Source organism: Pseudomonas sp. LY-1, from assembly GCF_053502595.1.
Genome location: NZ_CP094353.1, coordinates 3840061 through 3862099 on the forward strand (window position 1 = coordinate 3840061; position 22039 = coordinate 3862099).

At 64.5% G+C, this 22039-nt stretch carries 21 protein-coding genes; 9 read left to right on the top strand and 12 right to left on the bottom strand.

Annotated elements, in window-relative coordinates:
• Together MOQ67_RS17470 and MOQ67_RS17475 are read right to left on the bottom strand one after the other, a co-directional pair.
• Nucleotides 1-297 carry an extradiol ring-cleavage dioxygenase gene (locus MOQ67_RS17470; protein ID WP_032804499.1) on the bottom strand — a complete coding sequence of 99 codons (297 nt, stop codon included), beginning with the start codon at nucleotides 295-297 and terminating at the stop codon, nucleotides 1-3.
• Between the two features lie 6 nt (nucleotides 298-303).
• On the bottom strand, nucleotides 304-1119 hold the full coding sequence (locus MOQ67_RS17475; protein ID WP_017847304.1) for an alpha/beta fold hydrolase: 816 nt from the start codon (nucleotides 1117-1119) through the stop codon (nucleotides 304-306).
• 295 nt (nucleotides 1120-1414) lie between these two features.
• On the opposite strand from MOQ67_RS17475, the gene MOQ67_RS17480 reads away from it, so the two are divergent.
• The 6 genes from MOQ67_RS17480 (at nucleotide 1415) to MOQ67_RS17505 (ending at nucleotide 8516) form a co-directional block, all read left to right on the top strand.
• Entirely contained in the window at nucleotides 1415-1996 is a 582-nt protein-coding gene (locus MOQ67_RS17480; protein ID WP_017847303.1) for a TetR/AcrR family transcriptional regulator, read from the top strand.
• Between the two features lie 456 nt (nucleotides 1997-2452).
• Nucleotides 2453-3490 carry a branched-chain amino acid ABC transporter permease gene (locus MOQ67_RS17485; protein ID WP_102618766.1) on the top strand — a complete coding sequence of 346 codons (1038 nt, stop codon included), beginning with the start codon at nucleotides 2453-2455 and terminating at the stop codon, nucleotides 3488-3490.
• Nucleotides 3490-5256 (top strand): branched-chain amino acid ABC transporter ATP-binding protein/permease, encoded by a 1767-nt coding sequence (locus tag MOQ67_RS17490; RefSeq protein ID WP_017847301.1) that lies wholly within the window; start codon nucleotides 3490-3492, stop codon nucleotides 5254-5256. The genes MOQ67_RS17485 and MOQ67_RS17490 overlap by 1 nt, the downstream gene beginning before the upstream one ends.
• 5 nt (nucleotides 5257-5261) lie before the next feature.
• The gene (locus tag MOQ67_RS17495) at nucleotides 5262-6017 is read left to right on the top strand and encodes an ABC transporter ATP-binding protein (RefSeq protein WP_232566609.1); all 756 of its coding nucleotides are present in this window, start codon (nucleotides 5262-5264) and stop codon (nucleotides 6015-6017) included.
• 50 nt (nucleotides 6018-6067) lie between these two features.
• Nucleotides 6068-7204: an ABC transporter substrate-binding protein gene (locus MOQ67_RS17500; RefSeq protein ID WP_046486463.1), complete on the top strand. Its 1137-nt coding sequence runs from the start codon at nucleotides 6068-6070 to the stop codon at nucleotides 7202-7204.
• 31 nt (nucleotides 7205-7235) lie between these two features.
• Nucleotides 7236-8516, top strand: a complete 1281-nt coding sequence (locus tag MOQ67_RS17505; RefSeq protein ID WP_046486464.1) for an OprD family porin — start codon at nucleotides 7236-7238, stop codon at nucleotides 8514-8516.
• A 160-nt stretch (nucleotides 8517-8676) separates the two neighbouring features.
• Here the strand turns inward: MOQ67_RS17505 and MOQ67_RS17510 are convergent, their stop codons facing one another.
• From MOQ67_RS17510 to MOQ67_RS17535, 6 genes are all read right to left on the bottom strand, one after another.
• Nucleotides 8677-9801 carry an NAD(P)/FAD-dependent oxidoreductase gene (locus MOQ67_RS17510; protein ID WP_193040704.1) on the bottom strand — a complete coding sequence of 375 codons (1125 nt, stop codon included), beginning with the start codon at nucleotides 9799-9801 and terminating at the stop codon, nucleotides 8677-8679.
• A complete protein-coding gene (locus MOQ67_RS17515; RefSeq protein WP_198718394.1) occupies nucleotides 9794-11416 on the bottom strand; it encodes a methionine--tRNA ligase in 1623 nt (540 codons plus the stop codon). The genes MOQ67_RS17510 and MOQ67_RS17515 overlap by 8 nt, the downstream gene beginning before the upstream one ends.
• A gap of 4 nt (nucleotides 11417-11420) precedes the next feature.
• Nucleotides 11421-12545 (bottom strand): NAD(P)/FAD-dependent oxidoreductase, encoded by a 1125-nt coding sequence (locus tag MOQ67_RS17520; RefSeq protein WP_232925682.1) that lies wholly within the window; start codon nucleotides 12543-12545, stop codon nucleotides 11421-11423.
• Complete coding sequence (locus tag MOQ67_RS17525; RefSeq protein ID WP_017847294.1) at nucleotides 12542-12895, bottom strand: cupin domain-containing protein; 354 nt, start codon at nucleotides 12893-12895, stop codon at nucleotides 12542-12544. Before MOQ67_RS17525 ends, MOQ67_RS17520 begins: the two co-directional genes overlap by 4 nt.
• A 16-nt stretch (nucleotides 12896-12911) precedes the next feature.
• A complete protein-coding gene (locus MOQ67_RS17530; protein ID WP_126586751.1) occupies nucleotides 12912-14252 on the bottom strand; it encodes a lysine N(6)-hydroxylase/L-ornithine N(5)-oxygenase family protein in 1341 nt (446 codons plus the stop codon).
• 97 nt (nucleotides 14253-14349) lie between these two features.
• Entirely contained in the window at nucleotides 14350-15723 is a 1374-nt protein-coding gene (locus tag MOQ67_RS17535; protein WP_198718392.1) for an MFS transporter, read from the bottom strand.
• A gap of 137 nt (nucleotides 15724-15860) precedes the next feature.
• Here MOQ67_RS17535 and MOQ67_RS17540 point away from each other — a divergent pair, with 137 nt between their 5' ends.
• Complete coding sequence (locus MOQ67_RS17540) at nucleotides 15861-16622, top strand: ArsR/SmtB family transcription factor (protein ID WP_126586755.1); 762 nt, start codon at nucleotides 15861-15863, stop codon at nucleotides 16620-16622.
• Here the strand turns inward: MOQ67_RS17540 and MOQ67_RS17545 are convergent.
• The 4 genes from MOQ67_RS17545 to MOQ67_RS17560 form a co-directional block, all read right to left on the bottom strand.
• Complete coding sequence (locus MOQ67_RS17545) at nucleotides 16597-17262, bottom strand: glutathione S-transferase family protein (protein WP_017847290.1); 666 nt, start codon at nucleotides 17260-17262, stop codon at nucleotides 16597-16599. The genes MOQ67_RS17540 and MOQ67_RS17545 overlap by 26 nt on opposite strands.
• Entirely contained in the window at nucleotides 17259-18728 is a 1470-nt protein-coding gene (locus MOQ67_RS17550; protein ID WP_198718391.1) for an FAD/NAD(P)-binding protein, read from the bottom strand. Before MOQ67_RS17550 ends, MOQ67_RS17545 begins: the two co-directional genes overlap by 4 nt.
• The gene (locus MOQ67_RS17555) at nucleotides 18725-19159 is read right to left on the bottom strand and encodes a nuclear transport factor 2 family protein (RefSeq protein WP_198718390.1); all 435 of its coding nucleotides are present in this window, start codon (nucleotides 19157-19159) and stop codon (nucleotides 18725-18727) included. Before MOQ67_RS17555 ends, MOQ67_RS17550 begins: the two co-directional genes overlap by 4 nt.
• A 115-nt stretch (nucleotides 19160-19274) precedes the next feature.
• Nucleotides 19275-19817 carry an ester cyclase gene (locus MOQ67_RS17560; RefSeq protein WP_198718389.1) on the bottom strand — a complete coding sequence of 181 codons (543 nt, stop codon included), beginning with the start codon at nucleotides 19815-19817 and terminating at the stop codon, nucleotides 19275-19277.
• Between the two features lie 84 nt (nucleotides 19818-19901).
• Here MOQ67_RS17560 and MOQ67_RS17565 point away from each other — a divergent pair, with 84 nt between their 5' ends.
• Nucleotides 19902-20585: a substrate binding domain-containing protein gene (locus MOQ67_RS17565; RefSeq protein ID WP_232925680.1), complete on the top strand. Its 684-nt coding sequence runs from the start codon at nucleotides 19902-19904 to the stop codon at nucleotides 20583-20585.
• A gap of 204 nt (nucleotides 20586-20789) precedes the next feature.
• Entirely contained in the window at nucleotides 20790-22031 is a 1242-nt protein-coding gene (gene mexE, locus MOQ67_RS17570) for a multidrug efflux RND transporter periplasmic adaptor subunit MexE (RefSeq protein WP_017847284.1), read from the top strand.
• Nucleotides 22032-22039: the final 8 nt, after the last annotated feature.

Consider the following 22039-nt stretch of genomic DNA (forward strand, 5'->3'; position numbering starts at 1 on the left):
TCACCCCTTGAGCGCGGCGGAAAATCCCGCGCTGTGTTCGTCGGTAGCGCCCAGGCGCTGTTTGTAGAGGCTCATGTTGCGGTCAGGGGCAAGCTCCTGCCAGAAGCCCATGGTCAGCATCGGGTTGACCCCGGCCGCCTGCAGCCCGGCAACATCGAACTCGACGATCATGCGGACCTCGGCCTCCTCCAGGGCAAAACGCCCGAGGAACCCGACCGCGTCCTGCCGAAAGCGCTCTTTGGCGACACGCTCGACGCACAGCTGCCAGAGCGCACGCTCCATAACGTTTCTGCTCATACCGGCCTACTCGCTGAGGAAATCGCGGACCAGCGCGGCAAAGCGGCGCGGCTGCTCGCTCTGCACCCAGTGCCCGCAGCGCCCGAACAGGTGCAGGTCGGCATCGGGAATGCTGTTGGCGATCAGCAGCCCGCACTCGGGCGGCACCACGCGGTCTTCACGGCCGTGTACCACCAGCGTCGGCGCGACGATCTTGGCCAACGCGGCCGCAGGAAAGCCCTTGACCAGGGTCGGGCCGTCGGCGGCCGGCTGCGGGATCAGTTTGCGTAGCGCCTGCTGGGCACCAGGGCGCGCACTGGCTTCGTAACGTGCCTGCACCATCGCCTCGGTAATCAGCGACACGTCATAGGGGAACAGCTTCATCAGCTCGCGCATGTTGTCCAGCGATGGCTCGTATTCCCAGGCGCCGCGCAGGCCTGGGGTCTGCACGAACTCACCGGCCGGGGTGCCGAGCAACACCAGCTTGTTGACCCGCTCCGGTGCGAACACCGCCAGGCCGATGGCCAGCGCGCCGCCAAACGAATTGCCGACGAACGAGGCTTTTTCGATGTCCAGGGCATCCATGATGCCGAGCAGATGGTTGACCCACAGCTTGATGTCGTACTTGGCGTCGTCCTTGAACTCGGTGAAGCCGAAGCCGGCGATGTCCGGCACGACCACGCGCCAGCGATCAGCGAACACCGGCACGGTATTGGCCCAGTTGGCCCAGCCCGATACACCGGGGCCCGAACCATGCAACAGGAACAAGGCCTCGCCCTGACCGGCTTCGTGGTAGTGAGTCTGGTGCCCTGCTGCAAGCAGAGTCTTGGGATTTGCGCTCATGTCGGCCTCCGGTTCTTATTCTTAACATACAGATGTGTATCTGTATGCTATTTACCGATTTGACCTGCGTCAATTAAAAAAACGTGGCTTTGTGCAAATAATCTAAAAGCCAACCTACACATATGTACTCTAGAATCCGAGCACACGCAGCCCCCATGCGCGGGCCACAGTCGGTGCGCTGGCAATAGCTTCGTCGTTGCGCCGGGCGTTAGAATGGCGGCTCGCTGCCAAGGCGGGCGTCGAACGCTGCTGTGCCCTGGCGCTTATCCAGCTTGTTGGACAAGGCCCCTAGACAATGTCATCACGCACCAACCTCACGCGGGAAGATTGGATTCATGCGGCACAGGAAGTCCTGGTTACCAGCGGCGTCGACGCTGTGCGGGTCGACACCCTGGCCAAGGAATTGAAGATCACCCGTGGCAGCTTCTACTACCACTTCAAAAGTCGCGGGGAACTGCTCGAAGGCATCCTCGGCAACTGGCGCGCACGCGCCACCGAAGATGTGATTCTGCACCTGCGCAATGCCCACAGCTCGCCGCTGCAACAACTGCATCGCCTGCTCGAACTGCCCTCCCACGGGCAGACCGCCAAGGACGCCGCCTCGATCGAGCTGGGCATTCGCGGCTGGGCCCGCCGCGACAAGCAGGCGCGCCAGGCCATCGACGAAGTCGACAGCCACCGCCTGAGCTACATCGAAGGCTTGCTGATCCAGGCCGGCGTGCCCAGTGGCGATGCCCAGGACCGCGCCTACCTGATCTATGCCTACCAGATCAGCCTGTCATTGCTGCACAGCGAAGACACCCCGCAACAACGCCTGGAACGCAGCCAGCGCATGGCCGGCATCCTGATCCCCGAATCCTGCACCCTCCCCGCCTGAGCCCGGATGCCGACCTGCGTCGGCATTCATAAAAATACATAAATGTATCTTTCAAGATCACGAAGCAGCACGCGCACTGGGTGCTGAACTTTTCAGATGAAAAAGATTATTTTATTTTTTTATCTGAAAACAACAACATAGATCAGAACTCCGCCTTTAAACAAACCGTTACAGCGGCGCCTATTGACAAAGCGCCTACCCTCCCGCGTAGTCTATACATACACATTCACATGTGTATTTTAAAGCTGTGTATGGCGCTCCCTCAGGCTTATCCACACGACAATAAGAATAGAAAACGGGTACCTCACTATGCACTTGCATGCCCCCCTGCGCACGGCCACACCCTGCGCGCTTGACACCTCGCCCTCTCGACGACAGCACCCCGGCACGGCATTGACCGGCGCCCGCTGGCGCACACCTTCGCCTCCCTTCCCTACCGCTCGCTGAGGGCCGCTCATGGATATCTCGATACTGGCGTTTCTCGCCCAGGACGGCCTGACCACGGGCGCGATTTATGCCTTGGTGGCGCTGGCCCTGGTGCTGGTGTTCTCGGTGACGCGCACCATCCTGGTGTGCCAGGGCGACTTCGTCACCTACAGCGCCCTGACCCTGGCCACCCTGCAACTGGGGCTGGTGCCCGGCACCCTGTGGCTGCTGCTCGGCTGCTCGCTGGCCGCCTGCACACTGGACAGCATCGCCGCGTTGCGCCGTGGCCAATCGCGCCGAGTGCCCGGCCTGCTGGCACGCTACCTGGGTTTGCCGACGGTGCTGTGGGTGGTGCTGGACACCTTCGAGCTGGCCGGTTTGCCGGCCGTGTTGCAGATCCTGCTGACCCTGGCGCTGGTCACGCCGCTGGGGCCGCTGCTGTATCGCCTGGTGTATCAACGGGTGGCCGAGACCTCGGTGCTGTTGCTGCTGATCGTATCGGTGGCCGTACACATCACGCTGGTGGGTATCAGCTTGCTGATGTTCGGCGCAGAAGGGGTTCGCACCGATGCCCTGGCCGAAGCGGTGTTCATGCTCGGTGAGCTGCCGGTGGGCCTGCAAAGCCTGTTGGTGATCGCCAGCGCCCTGCTGCTGATCGGCCTGCTCTACGCGTTCTTCGGCCACAGCCTGTATGGCAAGGCCCTGCGCGCCACGGCACTGAATCGCAAGGGCGCGCAACTGGTGGGCATCCCCACACAGCTGGCCGGCAAGGCGGCGTTCGGCCTGGCGGCGTTGATCGGCGCCATTTCCGGCGTGCTGATCGGCCCGCTGACCACCCTGTACTACGACTCGGGCTTTCTGATCAGCCTCAAGGGGTTTGTCGCTGCGATCTTCGGCGGCCTGGCCAGTTACCCGATTGCCGCGGCCAGTGCGTTTTTCGTCGGTGTCCTGGAGAGCTTCGCCAACTTCGGCGCCTCGGCCTACAAGGAGGTGATCGTGTTCACCCTGGTGATCCCGGTACTGCTGTGGCTCTCGTTGAAGCACCCTCACCTTGAGGAGCAACACTGATGATCCGTCGACTGATCCCCCTGTTCGCCCTGCTGCTTCTGGCGGGCCTGGCACCAGTGCTGCTGCCGACCTTCCATGTCACGCTGCTGAATTACATCGGACTGTATAGCCTGGTCGCCCTGGGCCTGGTGCTGCTGACCGGCATCGGCGGCATGACCTCGTTCGGCCAGGCCGCGTTCGTCGGTATCGGCGCCTACGCCAGCGCGGTGCTGACCACCCAATATGGCCTGTCGCCCTGGCTCGGTTTGCTTGCGGGCCTGGCGATTACCCTTGTGGTTGCCACCAGCCTGGGTCTGTTGACCCTGCGCCTGGCCGGCCACTACCTGCCCATCGGTACCCTGGCCTGGGGCCTGGCGCTGTTTTACCTGTTCGGCAACCTGCCCGGGCTGGGCGGCTTCGGCGGCCTGCAAAACCTGCCGAATATCAGCCTGTTCGGCTGGCAGGTCCGCGACCCGGCCGACTTCAGCCTGCTGATTGGGCTGCTGTTGGCGATCAGCCTGTGGCTGCTCGACAACCTGCTGCACAGCCGCCAGGGCCGCGCCATCCGCACCCTCAAGGATTCCGCCGGCATGGCTGAGGCGATGGGCATCGACACGGCGCGCAGCCGCTTGCAGGTGTTCATCATCGCGGCCCTGCTCGCGGCGTTGTCGGGCTGGCTGTACGCGCACCTGCAACGTGTGGTCAATCCCACGCCGTTCTCGGTGGTGATGGGTATCGAGTATCTGTTCATGATCGTGCTCGGCGGCGTTGCCAGCCTCTGGGGCGCACTGCTCGGCGCAGCCCTGCTGACCCTGATCAAACAGGTGCTGCAAGACGTACTGCCACAGCTGTTCGGACACGCCGACAACGTCGAGATGATTTTCTTCGGCGTGCTGGTGATCCTGGTCCTGCAATACGCCCGTGGCGGCCTGTTGCCATTACTGAGTGGCCTGTTCCCGACGGCACAACCCCGTCCGCTGCCCGAGCACCCAGCCCATGCGCTGCCCCGCCGGACGATGCCCGCCAACGGGCAGCCGTTGATGGTCGCAGAAGGTCTGCTCAAGCAGTTTGGCGGACTGGTGGCCAACAAGGACATGGGCTTGACCGTCAATGGCGCCGAAATCACCGCGCTGATCGGTCCCAACGGCGCCGGCAAGTCGACCCTGTTCAATCTGTTGTCCGGGGTGCTGGCGCCCAATGCCGGCCAGATCGTTTTTCTCGGCCAGCGCATCGACGGCCTGTCGCCGCGTGCCATCGCCCGACTGGGCGTCAGCCGCACCTTCCAGCACGTGCGTTTGTTGCCGGACATGAGCGTCCTGGAAAACGTCGCCCTCGGCGCCCATGCCCGGGGCAAAGCCGGGCTGCTGCGCTCGATGCTGCATCTGGAGCGCGAAGAGGAAGCCGCCCTGCTGGCCGAAGCCCGGCGCCAGATCGAACGCGTGGGCCTGGGCGCCGCCCTGCACACCCCCGCCGGCAGCCTGCCGTTGGGCCAGCAGCGCATCGTCGAAATTGCCCGAGCGCTGTGCAGCGATCCCCTGTTGCTGTTGCTCGACGAACCCGCCGCCGGACTGCGCCATGGCGAAAAGCAGGCACTCGCCCACCTGCTCGAACAACTGCGCAGCGAAGGCCTCGGCGTGCTGCTGGTGGAGCACGACATGGAATTCGTCATGGGCCTGGCCGACCAGATCGTGGTGATGGAATTCGGCCAGCGCCTGGCCGGTGGCACGCCGCTGCAGATACAGCAAAACCCTGCGGTGCTTGCCGCCTACCTTGGAGGTGTCGAATGAGTCGCCTGCTGGATGTACGCAACCTGACGATCAGCCACGGCAAGGTCGAAGCGGTACGCCAACTCAACCTGAGCCTGGAGGAAGGCCAGATCGTCAGCCTGATCGGCCCCAACGGCGCCGGCAAGACCACCTTGATGGCGGCGCTGATCGGCCTGCTGCCAGCACAGGGCCAGGTGAGTTACGCCGGCCAGCCGCTGCTGGCGCACCACGACGTCGCCCAGCGCATCGACAAGGGCATGGCGCTGGTGCCGGAAAGCCGCGAACTGTTCGGCCTGATGAGCGTCGAGGACAACCTGCGCCTGGGCGCCTTCAGCCGTCATCGGCGTGGCTTTCGCGACCACCAGAAGACCCTCGACGAAGTTTTCGGCCTGTTCCCGCGCATGTACGAACGGCGCAGTCAGCCGGCCTGCACCCTGTCGGGCGGCGAGCGCCAGATGCTTGCCATCGGCCGCGCGCTGATGGCCAAGCCGCGCTTGCTGATGCTCGACGAACCCAGCCTGGGCCTGGCCCCGCGGGTGATCGGCGAAATCTTCACGATCTTCGAGACCCTGCGCCAGAGCGGCGTGTCGATCCTGCTGGTCGAGCAAAACGCCCGCGCCGCGCTGAAGATTTCCGACTACGGCTACGTGCTCGAAGTCGGGGAAATCGTGCTTGAAGGCAGCGCCCAAGCCTTGGCCAACAACCCCCAGGTGGCCGAAATCTACCTGGGCCGCCCACCCACCCGAGCCGCCATGGAGGTCACCAGCGCTACCGGCACGTAGCGCCCTGCCACAGCCTTTGCCACACCATAAAAAAAATATCAGGAGCGTGTATGAGATCGATTTTTCCCTTGCTGTTGCTGGCCTCACTGTCTGCCGCCGCACAGGCGGACATGACCGTCGGCGTGATTCTCTCCACCACCGGCCCCGGTGCCTCGCTGGGTATTCCCGAGCGCAATACCGTGGCCCTGTTGCCCAAGGAAATTGCCGGCCAGGCGGTGAAATACGTGGTACTGGACGACGGCAGCGACAGCACGGCCGCCGCCAAGAACGCGCGCAAACTGGTGAGCGAAAACCGTGTCGACCTGTTGATCGGCTCCACCACCGTGCCCACCTCGGCGGCCGTGGCGCAAATCGCCAAGGAGAGCAAGACCGCGCAGATCGCCCTGGCCCCATTCGCCCCGGCAAGTGGCGAACAGACCTGGATCTTCACCGTCGCCCAGACCAACACCTTGATGGCTGAGGCGCTGATCGAGCACATGCAAAAAGCCGGCGTAAAAACCCTGGCGTATATCGGCTACAACGATGTGTGGGGCGAAGACTGGCACAAAGTGCTGAGCGAGATGGCGCCGGCGGCAGGCATCCAATTGGTGCGAGACGAGCGCTTCAACCGCACCGACTCATCGGTCAGCGGCCAGGCCCTGAAGGTCATGAGCAGCAAGCCCGATGCGGTATTGATCGGCGCCACCGGCACACCCGCGGCCCTGCCCCACACCGAACTGCGGCGCCTGGGTTACAAGGGCACCATTTACCACACCCATGGTGCGGCCAACAGCGCGTTCCTGCGCATCGGCGACAAAGCCTTGAACGGCGCGATCCTGCCCGTGGGCCCCGTGGTGGTATGGGACAAACTGCCCGCCAGCCACCCGTCCAAAGCCATCGCCAGCCAATACGCGCAGGATTACCAGGCCCAGTACGGCGCCAACAGCCTGTCGCCATTCGGCGCCTACCTGTACGACGCCATGCGCCTGGTGGAGGCCGCCGTGCCGGCCGCGCTCAAAGGCAGCACACCGGGCACGCCAGCGTTTCGCGAGCAACTGCGCGACCAGCTTGAGCAGACCCGCAACGTGGTCGGCACCCACGGCGTGTACAACCTGAGCGCCACCGACCACTTCGGCCACGACCAGCGCGCTCGCGCACTGGTGACGGTGCAGGATCAGCAGTGGGTCCTCTTGCATGCCCCTGAATAACCCCGACAACAATAATAAAAAGGCAACGTCCATGAGTACTCTGAAACGGGTTCACACCACCCTCGCCCTCGGTACGCTGTGCAGCATCAGCCCCACGCTGCTGGCCCAGGGTTTTATCGAAGACAGCAAGGCCACGCTGACCTCACGCAACTACTACTTCGACCGCGACTACAAAGGCGACTCGGCGCAATCGGCCACCCGTGAATGGGCGCAGGGTTTCATCCTGCGCTTCACTTCCGGTTATACCCCTGGCACCGTGGGGTTTGGCCTGGATGCCCAAGGCCTGCTCGGTTTGAAACTCGACTCCAGCCCCGATCGCACCGGCACCGGCCTGCTGTCGTACAACCCGGTCACTCGCCAGCCGAACGACAGCTATTCAGAACTGGGGCTGACCGGCAAGGTCAAGGTATCGAAAACCGAACTGCAGGGCGGCACACTCGCGCCGAACCTGCCCATCCTGTTTGCCAGCCCGGCGCGCCTGCTGCCACAGACCTTTCGCGGCGCCCAGCTCAAGTCCCAGGACATCGACAACCTGACGCTCAATGCCGGCTGGCTCGACCGCATGAACCAGCGCGATTCGACCAACTACCAGAAGATCACCCTGGCCTCGCCCAACCGGCGCTTCAACGGTGCGGCCGAATCGGACAGCTTCAGCTTTGCCGGCGGCGACTACAAATGGTCCGACGCTCTCACACTCAAGTACTACCATGCGGAACTTGCGGACATTTATCGCCAGGACTTCGTCGGGTTTATCGACAATCGCCCACTGGGCCCGGGGCGGGTGAAAACCGATGTGCGCTACCACATCAGCGGCGAGGACGGCCCCGCCAAAGCGGGCAAGGTCGACAACCGCACCTTCGGCGTGATGAGCACCTACAGCCTGGGCGCCCACAGCCTCGGGCTCGGTTACATGCAACTGAGCGGTGACACGGCAATGCCCTACATCGCCGGTTCAGAACCGATGGTGGTCAGTGAAGGCGCCTTGAGCAGCGAGTTCCTCAACCCCAAGGAACGCACCTGGCAGGTCCGCTACGACTATGACTTCGCCGCCCTGGCGGTTCCCGGGCTCAAGGGCATGCTGCGGTATCTGGACGCCAGCCATATCGAACTACCGAGTGCATTGGGCGGCAGTGATCGCAGCGAGAGCGAAAAAGACATAGAGCTGTCTTATGTGGTGCAGAGCGGCACCTTCAAGAACGTCGCGTTCCGCTTGCGCCATGCCTGGTACCGCAATGACTTCGCCCCCAGCGCTTCGTTTCGCGATGACAACGAACTGCGGGTGAACATCGATTACACCTTGGCGCTCTGGTAAAGCCTCAATAGGTTAACCCGTTGCGAAACACCCCGGCTTTCCGGGGTGTTTTGCGTTGAGGCTTACTCGGCCGCGTTGATCAGGCCGATGGAGGAGTAGACGTTGCCCGGGGCCAGATTGCATCGCGGCCCGCGCAGCCACACAATTTACTGAATTACCGTTACCCGACCAACCGCTGCAGCGCAAACGGCGCCATCGCCGCCGACATCTCCCCCGTCAACACCCACTGCGCAATCGCCTGTCCGAACAGCGGCGCGAACTTGAAACCATGCCCGCTCAACCCTGCCGCGACCATCAACCCCGGCACGCGCGGGTCCGGGCCGAGCAGCGGATTACCGTCCGGCGTGTCGTCGAAGAACGACACGCGGCGCCCGATCGGCTGTGCGCCCAGTAAACGTTGCACGCGTTGCGCGGCGCGGTCACGGTAGGCCAACACCTGAGTGTCGCTGAAGGTGCCGTCGAAGGCATCCGGGTCGATGGGCGCCCCTTCGGCGCCGCCCAGCGCGCCGATCACGTAGCTGCCGGGGCGATCCGGGCGCAGGTAGAAGCCGACGTCGCGGTCGCAGTAGCCCGGCATCGGCTTATCCGCGCCGCAGACCTCGAGAATGCCCACGCATTGCCGTGTGGCGTGGATCGGCAGCGGCGCGCCGCACTCGGCGGCCAGTGCGGCGGCCCACGGCCCGGCGGCGTTGATCACATGGCTGCTGGCGATAAACCCGCAGTCGGTCTGCACGCCGATGACGCGGCCGGCCTGGCGCACAATCCGCCGCGCCGCCCGGCCCTCTTCGATCACCGCGCCCAGGGCGCTCGCACCGGCGGCAAAGCTGCGCGCGGTAAGACGCGGGTCGCAATAACCGGCGTCCGGTTCGTAGACCGCGCCCGCCAGGCCATCGGTGTACAGGTCCGGCACCCGTTCCCGTATCTGCTCGGGGCAGAGCCATTCAAGCGGCGCGCCCGCTGCCCGCAGACGCGCGACATTGGCCTGGGTGGTCGCTTGCGCGTGCCCGGCAATACCGGTCAGGAACCCCGTGCGCTGGTAGCCGCATGCGCCGGGATAGTGCTGCGGCCACTCGCGATAGGCCCGCACACCTTGCGTCGCCAGGTAGCTGAGGGCGGGGTCGGAATAATAAGCCCGGACGATCCCCGGCGATGCGCCCGACGAACCGCTGGCAATCGCGCCTTTATCGAGCAGCCTGACCGACGCCCCGGCCCGCGCCAGGTGCCAGGCTGCGGCGGTGCCGGTGGTGCCGGCGCCGATCACGATAACGTCGGCATATTCATGCATCGCTGGTGGCCCCGGCAAGCACCACGCTGGCCGGCAGGCACGGCGCCAATGCGGCCGGCGACAGCGGCGCAAAGCGTGGGCGCGCCGAGGTCTGCGGACGTGGCTGCGAGGCAGCGCGCAGCGCCTGGATCAGCGGCAAACCGTCATGCCCCAGGCGCTGCCACAGGTACTCGGCCAGGCGCGGCATGATCGGCGCGGCCAGGTACGCCAGGCCCTTGAGCCACAGGTAGGCGTGGGCGGGCTGCGTGACGTCCAGGTCGGGGCGTTGCATCCATTGATGCAGCACGTCCCAGGCTTCGCGCACCGACACCGCGTCCAACCGGAAGGCCTGCCCCAACCGCGTAACGGCCAGCTCCAGGGCCGGCCACAGTGCCGGGTCGATGGACTGCGGTCGCGTGTGATCGAGGACGGCCAGCGCCAGGTCGATGCGACCGTCGAGCGCACCGGCCAGGTCCACATTGACCACCTCGACAAACTCCTCCACGGCGAAGTTGGTTTCGCCGTGTTCGGGGCTTTCGCGGCTCAGGAAGTAACGCACCGCGTCGCTGGTCGCCGGGGTCTTTTCGACGATATCGGCGGCCCATACCACATGCAGGCGGCTGGTGGAAAACTTCGCGCCTTGCAGGTTGTAGAAGTAATTGGTCAACACGTAATCGAATGAGCGGTGATCCTGCAACGCATCCATCACCGCGACACTTCCGGCCAACAGCAGCACCGCGTTGTCGATGCCAAAACTGACCAGCGTCGTCACCTCGCTGCTGCGCAGCATGGCATGGCCGTGCTCGGGCGCCTGTTCCTGGGATCGGTCGGCGCAGGTCAGCGCATACTCCCAGCCCGACTCGAACAACACGCGCGGGTTGCCGAAGCGGTCCGGGCTCCAGGCAACGCCCCATTCCCCCGGCGCGGTCAGCCGCACCCGGCCGTTTTCCCGTTCCAGGAAGCGCGCAATCACCTCGACGATCGACGCCGGCGCACCGGAGGTCGCCATGCGCTGCAGCAACTGCTCGGGGTGGGCGACGGTCAGAAACAGGCTTTCGACCTCAACCCAGTGCAGGGGGCTGTCGCCCATGCGCGGTTGCGGGTCAAGCATGGCTTCCGGGCGAAACAGCGCGCCGCAGCCTTCGCAAAAATAGCCGCCCGCCCCCGCCCGGCAATACGGGCATTGCCCCAGCAGCCAGGCCCCCGCCATGTAGCGCCGGGTGTCCGGGCAATACAGCACGCGTTCGACCACGCTTTGCGTCACCCCGAGCGCCACCAGGCGCTCCACCGTGCGCTGGGCATTGCGCGCATGCTGCTGCGCATAGGGGCCTTGCACCAGGTCGAGGAAGTCATCCACCTCGACATCCAGCGCGCGCAGGTCATGGGCGATTTGCCCGTGATAGTCGCGCACCACGGCTTCGGGCGTGCGCTGCTCTTGCAGGGCCTTCCACAGCACATAGGAGTCGAAGCCGTCGACCGCCGAGACCACGTCGACACGATGGCCCTGGCTGCGCAGGTAGCGCCCCAGCATGTCCATGCGCAAGTACGGCCCGGCGATATGCCCCAGGTGCAGCCTGCCGTTCGGAGTCGGCGGGATGGGCATCAGGAAGAAGGTTTGCGCGGCGATAGCGGTCATCTTTTCAATCCATCGAAACAGTAGAAAGGGTGGGTTTGGCGGTAGCGGGCGCATCGGGCCACTGGGCGACGAGCAGGTCCACGGCTTCGCGGGCAATGCCCGGTGCCAGGCGGAAACCCGCGCCGCTGCCGGCGCCGGCAAACACCAGGTTCTGCCCGGCGTCGAAGCTCACCTGCGACTCTCCGCCGGGGCTGTAGCTGTCGCAGAACACCCGGCCGCCGCGACAGCGGGGCACCAGCTCGGGCAGGTAGTGCGCCAGCGTGCGGGTGGCCACCTGCACATCGTGGCGGTTGATTTCCAGTGCATGTTTGCGCGGCGCAACGTCCCATTCATCGCACCGGAAGCTGAACAACCACTGGTTACGCGCCGCCAATGGCATCAGGTAAGCGTCGGATTGCGGCAGGAACAGCGCCGCGGCGTTGCTCGGCGGTACGCCGTCGATATGCAGGGCCACCACCTTCTTCACCCGCAGCCCATGGCGCGCGGCAAGCGCGTCGAACGGCGGCTCGCTGACCCACGGCCCCGTGGCAACCAGGGTGCGGCGGGCGCGCAGCGTGGCGCCGTCGGCCAGGGTGATGCGCGTGCCGCTGCCCAGCGCATCGATCTGCTGCACGCCTACGCCTTCGATGCAGCGCACATGGGCACTGGCCAGGCTGTGGCCGATCAGCAACCGCGCCACCAGCGGCGGCTCATAACTTTCGGCGGTGCCGCCACGCAACAGGCTTTCGTTCGTGCCAACGTTGAGTGGGGCGCCCAGGCGTGAGCCCAGGTCCGCCACGCACAAGTCGGCGGGCTGAACCGGCGCATCGACCAGGGCCTGCTCGATGTCTGCGCTAAAGCTGCGTTCGGCCAGCCAGTACACCGGCGCCTGGGTGGTGCGGATGCCCAGGCGATCACGCAGGGCCCGATACAGCTCGGCGCTCTCCCCGGCCAGGCGCCGTTCGCGCGGCGAGCGGCCGGTGGCCAGCAGCACACCCGCCGAATGGGCGGTGGCCCCGTCGCCGATGCGGTAGCGGTCGATCAGCAGAATCTGCCAGTGGGGATAGCGTTGCGTCGCATGATGCAACGCCCAGGCACCGATAATGCCGCCTCCGACAATCACCAGGTCGAAGTGCTGTGCCATGCTCATGCCCACCACACCGAAAACACCTGGACCTGGGTCATGCCGTTGTTGCGCGCGAAATGCGGTCGCCAGGGCGCGAAATACAGGCTTTCGCCATTTCTGACCGCGTGCCAGGTGCCGTCGTAGCAGACGTCCAGTTCCCCGCCGCTGATAAACCAGATTTCGTTCACGGCGTGCTTGTCTTCGTCCGTCGCGCTGTGTGGCTCGAGGGTGAAACGCGATGACTGGATCGGCGCATTGGCCAGTTTGCCGGCAAAGTGGTGCAGGTACAGGCGCACGCCTTCCGGCGCCACGGGCTCCTCGGTTTCTCGAATCACCGGGGCATTGCCGTTGGGGGCAAGTGTGATGGGTTCCATGACCGGGCTCCTGGGTCTAGTTGGCGAGAGCGGTCAGGCGATCGAAACGCGCATCGCCGACCTCGTCGAATACTTCGTTGGCGCCCCATTGGACGAACGCCTCGGGCTCATCCAAGTCGTACAGGGCTTGCCCGCTGACGCTGTTGATGATGTTCGCGCAACGCCAGGGGATCAGGCCCAGGTTCGGGTCGGCGATGCCTTTCTGGCTGCGCGCGGCGTTTTGCACATAGATGGCCGAGCCCTGCGGCCCATCCCAGGCGACGGAATAGTCATCGTTGAAGACGTACTCGCCGTTGCATCGGGTAATCCGTGATTCAAGCGCCGCCAGGCACGCCGGCATCTGGTAGGCATAGCCTGTACACAGCACCGCGGTGTCGGCACTCAGTTCCTCCTGCACCTGGCTGTGCCCGTGCGCCATCGACAGGCTCCAGTGATGCGGGCGCTGCTGAATCGCGGTCAACTCGCGCCCGGGCAGCAGGCGAATGTGACAGGGGTGCTGCAAGACGTGCTTGAGCTCGTACAGGCGGCGATAAATCGACTGCAACAACGCCTGGGAAATGCCGTCGCTCGCCAGTTTCTGCTCGACCAGCAATGGCCGGCGCACGGCCTCGGGCTGGGCGAAAAAGTGGTCGCTGTACTGCGGGGTGTAGAGCTCGTTGGTAAACGGCGACTCATCCAGCGGCGAAAAATTCCAGCGCCGCGAGACCCAGGTCACGCTGGCGGGCAAGGCGGCGGTGTCGGACAGCAGGTGCTGGATGATTTCGGCCCCGGTCTGGCCGCCACCGATCACCACCACGCGCTGGTCTTTGAAGCTGCGCTTGCGGGTCATGTACTGCGAGGAGTGAAACAGCGTATCGCCCAGATGCGCCTGCGCGCACGCCGGGATCGACGGTTGCTGCCCGGTGCCCAACACCAGGTGGCGCGCCGGCTGCGCCCAGGTATCGCCCTGGAGCAGGAACAGACCGTTATCGAACGTCACCGAACGCACTTCGCTGTTGAAATGCAGATTCGGCAGCTGGCTGCACGCCCAGCGGTAGTACTGGTTGAACTCGCGGCGCAGCACCTGCTCGAAATGCGCGTTGATAAAACTGAGCAGCTGTTTTTTCTGCGCCAGGTAAGCGAGGAATGACAGCGGGTTGGACGGGTCCACCAGGCTGACCAGGTCCTTGAGGTAATGCACCTGCAGTTTGGCCTCGGGCACCATCATCCCCGCATGCCATTGAAATTCGCTGCTGCGCTCGAAGAACGCTGCGCTAATGCTCGGTTTGGGCTGGGCCAGCGCCGCCAGGCTAAGGTTGGCCGGACCGATGCCGATCCCTGCCATATCGACAACTGCAGGTGCAGAACGCAGATTCATGATCATTATCCCTATTGATGATGTTTTTCAGGTGCAGCGACGCTTCGCGAATGTCACGAAAACGTGCCGGGCAATCGCCTTTACAGGTGCAGGTCCATCAACTTTCCACGGGTTGCGCTGCCGGCGCTTTCAGCACCAGGGCGGCCATCAGCATGGCGAGCAACGACAAGCCGATGGCGACGCTGACGGCGACGTCGATGGCATCGCCCAGGGGCTGAATCGAGGTGAGCAAGGCGCCGAAGATCGCCACACCGAAGGCGGAGCCGCTTTGGCGGCTGGCATTGAGCGTGCCCGCCGCCACCCCGGCCTTGGTGCGGTCAACCACACTCATCAGCACGGAGGTGGCGGCCGGGGTGATGATCCCGGCACCGAACCCCACGGCCGGGTAGCACACTGCGATACGCCAGTACGGTGCGTCACTGGCCAGGGCGAACAGGCCGATAAACCCCACGGTGTACAGGCCGAACCCCGCACACAGCACGGCGCGCGCGCCATACGCACGGGTCAGCCGGCCGCAGGTGAAGCTGCCCAGGGTGACCATGGCGGTCAATGGCAGGAAAGCCAGCCCGGTGTCCAGCGGCGACCAGCCACGCTCGCTCTGGAAGTACACGCTGAGCAGGAAAAACAGACCATAGAACACCAGGGCCGATGCCAGCGACAGCAGCGTCGCCCCCGAGAACACCGGGTTGCGGAAATACTGCAGCGGCAGCATCGGGTCCTTGTGGCGGCTTTCGGTCACGAAGAACACGCACCAGGCGATACAGGCCACGAACACACAGGCATACACCCATTCGGAGTTCCACCCCAGCTTCGCCCCTTCAATCAGCACCGCCACCGAGGTCGCCAGCGCGATAATCGCGGCGACTTGCCCAGTGACGTCCAAGTGCCGGTTTGGTGCCAACGGTGCCGAAGACGGGATGCGCGAGGTCAGCCACACGCCCACCAGGGCGATCGGCACGTTGATCAAGAAGATGCTGCGCCAGCCGAACAGCTCGATCAGTACGCCGCCCACCAGCGGTCCGGCCGCCATGGCGATGCCGCCGCACCCGGCCCACACGCCAATGGCGCCGGCGCGCTGGTGGGTCTGCGGGTAAGCGCTGTTGATCAACATCAAGGAACACGGCACCAGTAACGCGGCGCCCAGCCCCTGCAGGACCCGCGCACCGACCAACTCCGGCAGGTCGGTGGCCAGGCCGCACAACGCCGAGGCCAGGGCAAACAGGCCGAGGCCGACGGCGTAGATTTTCTTCGCGCCGAAACGATCGCCCAGCAGGCCGCCCGTCAGCAGCAGGCTGGCGAAGGTCAGGGTATATGCGTTGATCACCCACTGCAGCCCGGTGATACCCGAGCCAAAGGTGCGGGAAATCGACTCCACTGCCACGTTGACAATCGAAGTGTCGAGGATAACGACCACATAGCTCAGACTCGTCGCAATCAGTACTTGTCGTTGGTAGCGGGTGTTGGAGGTCATGACCGCGAGCGTCCTTTAAGGGGGCGGCTCGACTATATGCAGCTTTCTGGGATAAACGCTTCGAGCTGTGTCGAAGTGTTTATGTTTATGTCATCCTGAAATTCGATTTCACCTGGCACAGCACGGAGTTCGACGGAATGACCCAGCCAAAAATCTCATCCATCGCCTACCTGATCGCCGAACCCGTGCGCGCAGTGATCCTGATCACCCTGGCAGATGGCAGTTCGATGTCTGCCAGCGCCTTGGCCGATGCCGCTGGCGTGACGCCGCAGACGGCCAGTTCGCACCTGGCGAAGCTGCTCGACGGCGGCTTGCTCACCGTGGAGACCAAGGGCCGCAACCGCTTCTATCAATTGGCCGGCCCCGATGTGTCTCATGTGCTGGAAAGCCTGGCGGCGGTCGCGCCGCAAACCAGTTCGTGGCGTAGCCTGCCCAACCGTTCGGCCCATGAATTGCGTTTTGCTCGTTGCTGCTACGACCACCTGGCCGGCCAGGTCGGCGTAGCGGTGACCCAAGGCATGCTGGAGCAGGGTTTTCTCCTTGAAAGCGACGAGCGCGAATACGTGCTCACCCGGCGTGGTACCGAGTGGCTGCAGTCACTCACCCCGCAGGCCGGCGAGCCATGCTTGTACGACCACCTCCAGGCCCGCCGCTGCCTGGATTGGACCGAACGGCAACACCACATCGCCGGGCCGCTCGGCACCCACCTGCTGGAGACTTTTTGCCGGCAGGGTTGGCTGCGCCGAACCGCCGGCTCGCGTGCGGTGTATGTAACCGGCTCGGGCTGGCGTGCATTCAAGCTGCATCTGGGGATTGAGCATCTGCGCCATCTCGAAGCACCGCTGCATGCCGTGACCCCGGCCAGGAAAACCCTTATGCCGGCACCTGTTGCGAGCTGAACAAGCGCTCGATTTCGGCGATGCGGCGCTCCTGGGCCACCCCGCTCTGCTGCCAGGCGAGCAGCGCATTGATCCGCGCGTACCAGGCCGCCACATGGGGATACTCCAGAAACGGCGCCTGGGTCCGCGGAATATGACTCAGCGGGGCCGCCAGGTCGATGTCCGCCAGGCTCAACGCGTCGCCCACCACAAAGCGCCGGGTGCGCAAGTGCCCGTCGAGCACCGCCGTGTAGCGGTGGATCGCCTGCAACGCTTCGGCCACCAGGGTCGGGTTTTCGGCGCGGCCTTTGAGGCGGTCCATGAACCGCTGCTCGATCAGCACCGTGGGCCCGCGACGAAAATGCTCGGCGGCCCAGAACATCCATTTGAGCGTTTCGTACTTGGCATTGCCCGCGGGCAGCAATGACGAGCCGGCCCGTTCCGCCAGGTAAATCATGATCGCCGAGGCTTCGAACAGCACCACGTCGCCGTCGACCAAGGTCGGGATCGTGCCGTTGGGGTTGAGCGCCAGGTACTCCGGCGTGCGGTTTTCGCCACTGAACAGGTCGAGGAAGACGAATTCGACCTCAAGCCCCAGGTAAGCGGCGGTCGTCAGTACACGCCGGGTATTGCTCGAACCTCTGTCGCCATACACTTTCATGCCACTGCCTCGGTTGCGTGTTTGTCCATGAATGAAGGGTGCTCGGCGAGCAGCATCACCACCTCGCGGGCCTGGCGCACCGATTGGTACACCGAGTTGACCATCGGCGCCGCCAGGTACGAGGCCACGCCCAGCAGCCAGATGTCTTCCGGCGCCTCGGCGCCGGGGAGGCTGACCTGCAACTGCGCTGACACATAAGGCGGCGTACACGGCGTTGCCGGCGGCACCTGCAGCTCAAGGCCGTTGCGCGAGGCATGGAAAAACTGTTTATGAAAGCCGCTGGCACACACCACCGCATCCACCGCCTCGATGCGCCCCTGGGCATCGTGGACCCGCCATTGGCCTTGCCACTCAAGCTGTGTCGGCAAGTGCGCGGCCAGTTGCAGGCGCCCTTCATCGATCAGGCGCAGCAGCGTGGTTGCGGTCTGCAACGGCACCGCGAACAGGTAACGCCCGACCGCTTCCCAGCAGTTTTGCAGCGCCGCCACGCGCACCGAGGGCGGCGCCGCGCGCAACTTCACGTCGGCCAGGTCCATGCACTGCACCAACAGGTTCTGCCAGTCCGTCGCGCCCCGTCGGGCCAAGGCGACCTCGCCGCGCAGACGCTGGGTGGGCTCCGCGCTGCGATCGACTTGTTCGCGCAGCGAGCGGCCATTGATCGCCTTGGTCGCCCGCGCAACGATGCGCAGCAAGTGCCAGTACAGCTTGGGGTTTTCCAGGTCCAGCCGGGCGAATCGCGCTTCATCCAGGGCCACCGCGCCACGCCGGGGGGTGGCGGTACGCACGCCCGGCAAACGCCCGGAAGGCGACGCCATCAGCACCTGGTGCCCCGCGCCGCAGAGCAGCAACACACTGTCGACCGCCGACAGGCGACTGCCCAGCACCAAGACCCGTGACGGTTTATCCAGGCTGTCCAGCCAGGCCTTGGCCGGGTATGGCGTGGAGAAAATGCCCGGCGCACCGGCATGCGGGCTGACCAGCGGCGGCACGAACGGCGCGGCACTGCCGGTGCAGACCAGCACGGCACAGGCGCGCAGCTCGCTGCCTTCATCCAGCACCAGGCGATAGTCGCCGCGCGCGACCGGCTGGATATGCCGCACCGTCGCCCGCACGATCCGATGCACAATGCCCCGGGCCTCGGCCACATCGCGATACTCGGCATAGCGTTGCTTGAGATAGCCCGCCACCCAGGTCCTTGGCACAAACGCGTCTTCGCCGACGTCGATGCCCTGCGCCTGGAGGTAACGCTGAAAGTCGTGCGGCTCATCGTCCAGTATCGACAGGGTCTGCACCGAGGTATTGCATAACAGCACGTCCTCGCAGACGCCGAAGGCAATCGAGTCCGCCAGCCCCTCGGGATCGATGATGTCGATACGCTTGGCGTTGCCGGCGCGCACCAGTTGGATAAACGCCGCGACACCGGTCACCGACCCACCAATGATCGCAACCGCCGCACGCGGGTTCACAGCGCTTGCGCCTTCGCCAGCACTGGCGCCAGCAAGCGCACGCCATACCAGCCCCAATACACGCGGTGGCAGGTGATCAAGCCGTTTTCTATCTCCATCATTTCCATCAGGTCGACCTGCTCCCCCGTCGGCGTCTTGCGCGGGTATTCCCACGTCAGGTTGCGGCCGTTGATGAAGGCTTTATCGCTGCGATACCACTCAGCCAGGTCATTGGGAAAGCGGCGCTTGCTGTCCTCCATGAACCGCTGGATCGTCTCCCGGCCGACCAGCACGCCGCTGCCGTGGTCGGGGTAGATCGCCAGCACCAGCGGCGTTTCGAACACCGCCTGCTCGGCATACAACGCCGCCGTCGCGGCCAGGTCGCCGGCACAGACGCTGGCGTGCCAGGCTTCATAGATAGCCAGCAGGCCGGGATCGATGGACGAAGTCATGGCGTTTCCTCGCGTGGCAGCACAACGGCTAATAGAAGCCGCAATTGTAAAGAATTGCCACCCGGCCATGCTTCGACCTGGCCCGAAGTGTCAGGCACGCGATGCCTCTCAAGGATTACAGGGCGCCCAACTGTTTCATCAAGGTGAGGTTGTCTTCGATGTGCCAGTTGGCGGCGATCTTGCCGTTGTCGATCTGATAGATATCGGTGGCGATAAAGTCCACGGGCTGCCCACCGCCCTTGATCTGGCCGAAGGTGCCGGTGAAGTGCCCGCGAAAATGCAGGTGAACCACCACGCGGTCGCCGGCGATGAACATGTGTTCGACCTCGCAACGCAGGTCCGGCACCGCTTCACGAAACGCCCGGGAGGCAAGCAACGGGCCTTCGGGGCCTTGTTTACGTCCGGCCGGTGGGGTTTTGTCGATGAAATCTGCGGCCAGCGCCTCACGGGCCAGGCTTTCGTCGCCGGTGTCCCAGAAGGTGTCATAACGGCGGGCGGCGGTTTCCATGAGCGCCAGTTGCGCAGGCGGGAGGCTCTTGTCCACCACCAGCACACCCGGCTTGACCAGTTCAGTGTTGGCCGCGAGGACGGCGCCGGAAAAGGTCGAGGTCAAGAGTGTGGCGATGAGGCAAGCGCGCGCTATAGGTGAGGGTTTCATTGAAAAATCTCCTTGGGTGATGGGCTCAGAGGGTCTCGTGTTCGCGCAGGCTAAGCGGGCTTTTAAGATGGCGCGCATCGCCTGTTGGCAGACGCCGACGAGTTGCACACCAGCATTCGCCTGGGCGCCGACACCCTTTGCGGGCCGATCCGCCTCAGCGCCCCGCAAGACTTCGGTCGCCAATACATCGAGCCGATCCTCGCGCAGTTCATGCAGGAGCACCCGCAGGTCAGCATCGACCTGAACCTCAGCGATGGCTATGTCGACCCCGTCGGCCAGGGGATCGACTTCGCCGTGCGCTTCGGCGCGCTGGCCGACAGCACCCTGCATGCCCGTCTGATTGGCGAAAACCGCCGAGTGGTGTGTGCATCACCGCTGTACCTGGCGCGCCACGGCACCCCGCAACACCCCGAGGACCTCGCCGCGCACGAGTGCCTGGTGATGCGCTTCGGCGTCAATATTTCGCGGGAGTGGGCGTTCACGCAGCACGGGCAGACCCACCGGATCATGGTGCGTGGCCGCCGCGTGGCGAACGACGGCGCGCTGGTCCGCCAATGGTGCCTGGCCGGCCACGGGATTTGCTTGAAATCGGTGTGGGACGTGCGTGCCGACCTCGACGCCGGCCGCTTGGTCGAGGTGCTCGAGGATTACGACCTGGGCCGCACAGCGCTGAACATCGTCTACCCGCCCACGCGCATTCAGCCCAGACGGGTGAGAATGTTGATAGAACGCATCGTTGCGCAGCTGGCGAGCGACAGTGCCAGGTAGGCATTGCGGCGTTCCTTGCAGCGCGCGCAACATGCCTTTGTCATCAAGCATATTGATAGCTGCCTAATGAAACCCGCAGACTAGAGGGCTCACTCCGCGCTTATATCATTCCGAATGATAGTTATCTTTGCTTCATTCGATTCGTGACCAAGCAGCTCCCCGCGCATGATCCGCCCATCTCAAATACATTGGCGGATACACCTCATGGAACAGACACTCAAACACTTACGCTTGCCCCTGGCGATTCTGGCCGTGGCGGTGATGAGCGCGTGCGGCAAAACCCCGGAACAAGCGGCCGCCATGCCTCCTGCAAAAATCAGCGTGGCCAAGGTGCTTGAGCAACCGGTCAACGAGTGGGACGAATTCACCGGACGCCTGGAAGCACCGGAAACCGTGCAGATCCGTCCACGGGTGTCCGGCCAGATCGATCAGGTGGCCTTCACCGAAGGCGCCCTCGTGAAGAAAGGCGACCTGCTGTTCCAGATCGACCCACGCCCGTTCCAGGCCGAGGTGCGCCGCCTCGAAGCCCAGTTGCAACAGACCAAAGCCGCCGCCACCCGCAGCGATAACGAAGCGCAACGGGGCGAACGCCTGCGTCAGAGCAACGCGATCTCCGCCGAACTGGCCGACTCGCGCACCACCGCCGCCCAGGAAGCCCGCGCCGCTGTCGCCGGCATCCAGGCACAGTTGGACCTGGCCAAGCTGAACCTGAGCTTCACCCGCGTCATCGCGCCGATCAGCGGCCGTGTCAGCCGTGCCGAGATCACCGCTGGCAACCTGGTCACCGCCGACGTCACCGCGCTGACCAGCGTGGTCTCCACCGACAAGGTCTACGCCTACTTCGACGCCGATGAGCGCGTGTACCTCAAGTACACCGAACTCGCCCGCCAGGGTCGCCGTGGCGCGACCACCCCGGTGTACCTGGGCCTGTCGAATGAAACCGGCAACCCGCACCTGGGCCAGATGAACTTCGTCGACAACCAGGTCAACCCGGCCACCGGCACCATCCGTGGCCGCGCGGTATTCGACAACAGCAAAGGCGAATTCACCCCTGGCTTGTACGCCCGCCTGAAACTGGTCGGCAGCGGCACTTACTCCGCCGTGCTGATCAACGATGAAGCGGTTGGCACCGACCTGGGCAAGAAGTTCGTGCTGGTGATGGAAGGCGACAAGCCAGCCTACCGCTCGGTGGAACTGGGGCCGAAGATCGAAGGTTTGCGCATCGTGCGCAGCGGCCTGAACAAGGACGACACCATTATCGTCAAGGGCCTGCAGCGTGTGCGCCCGGGCGCGCCGGTCGCCCCGGAAACCATCCCGATGGCCAGCAAGGAAACCCTCGCCGCCTTGGCCCAACAACGACAAGCGCTTGAAGCCAGCAACCTGGAGCAAGTGGCGCCGGAAAAAACCGCGCCCAAGCTCGCAGCCGTCGCGACTCCACGCGGTTAAGGGATACG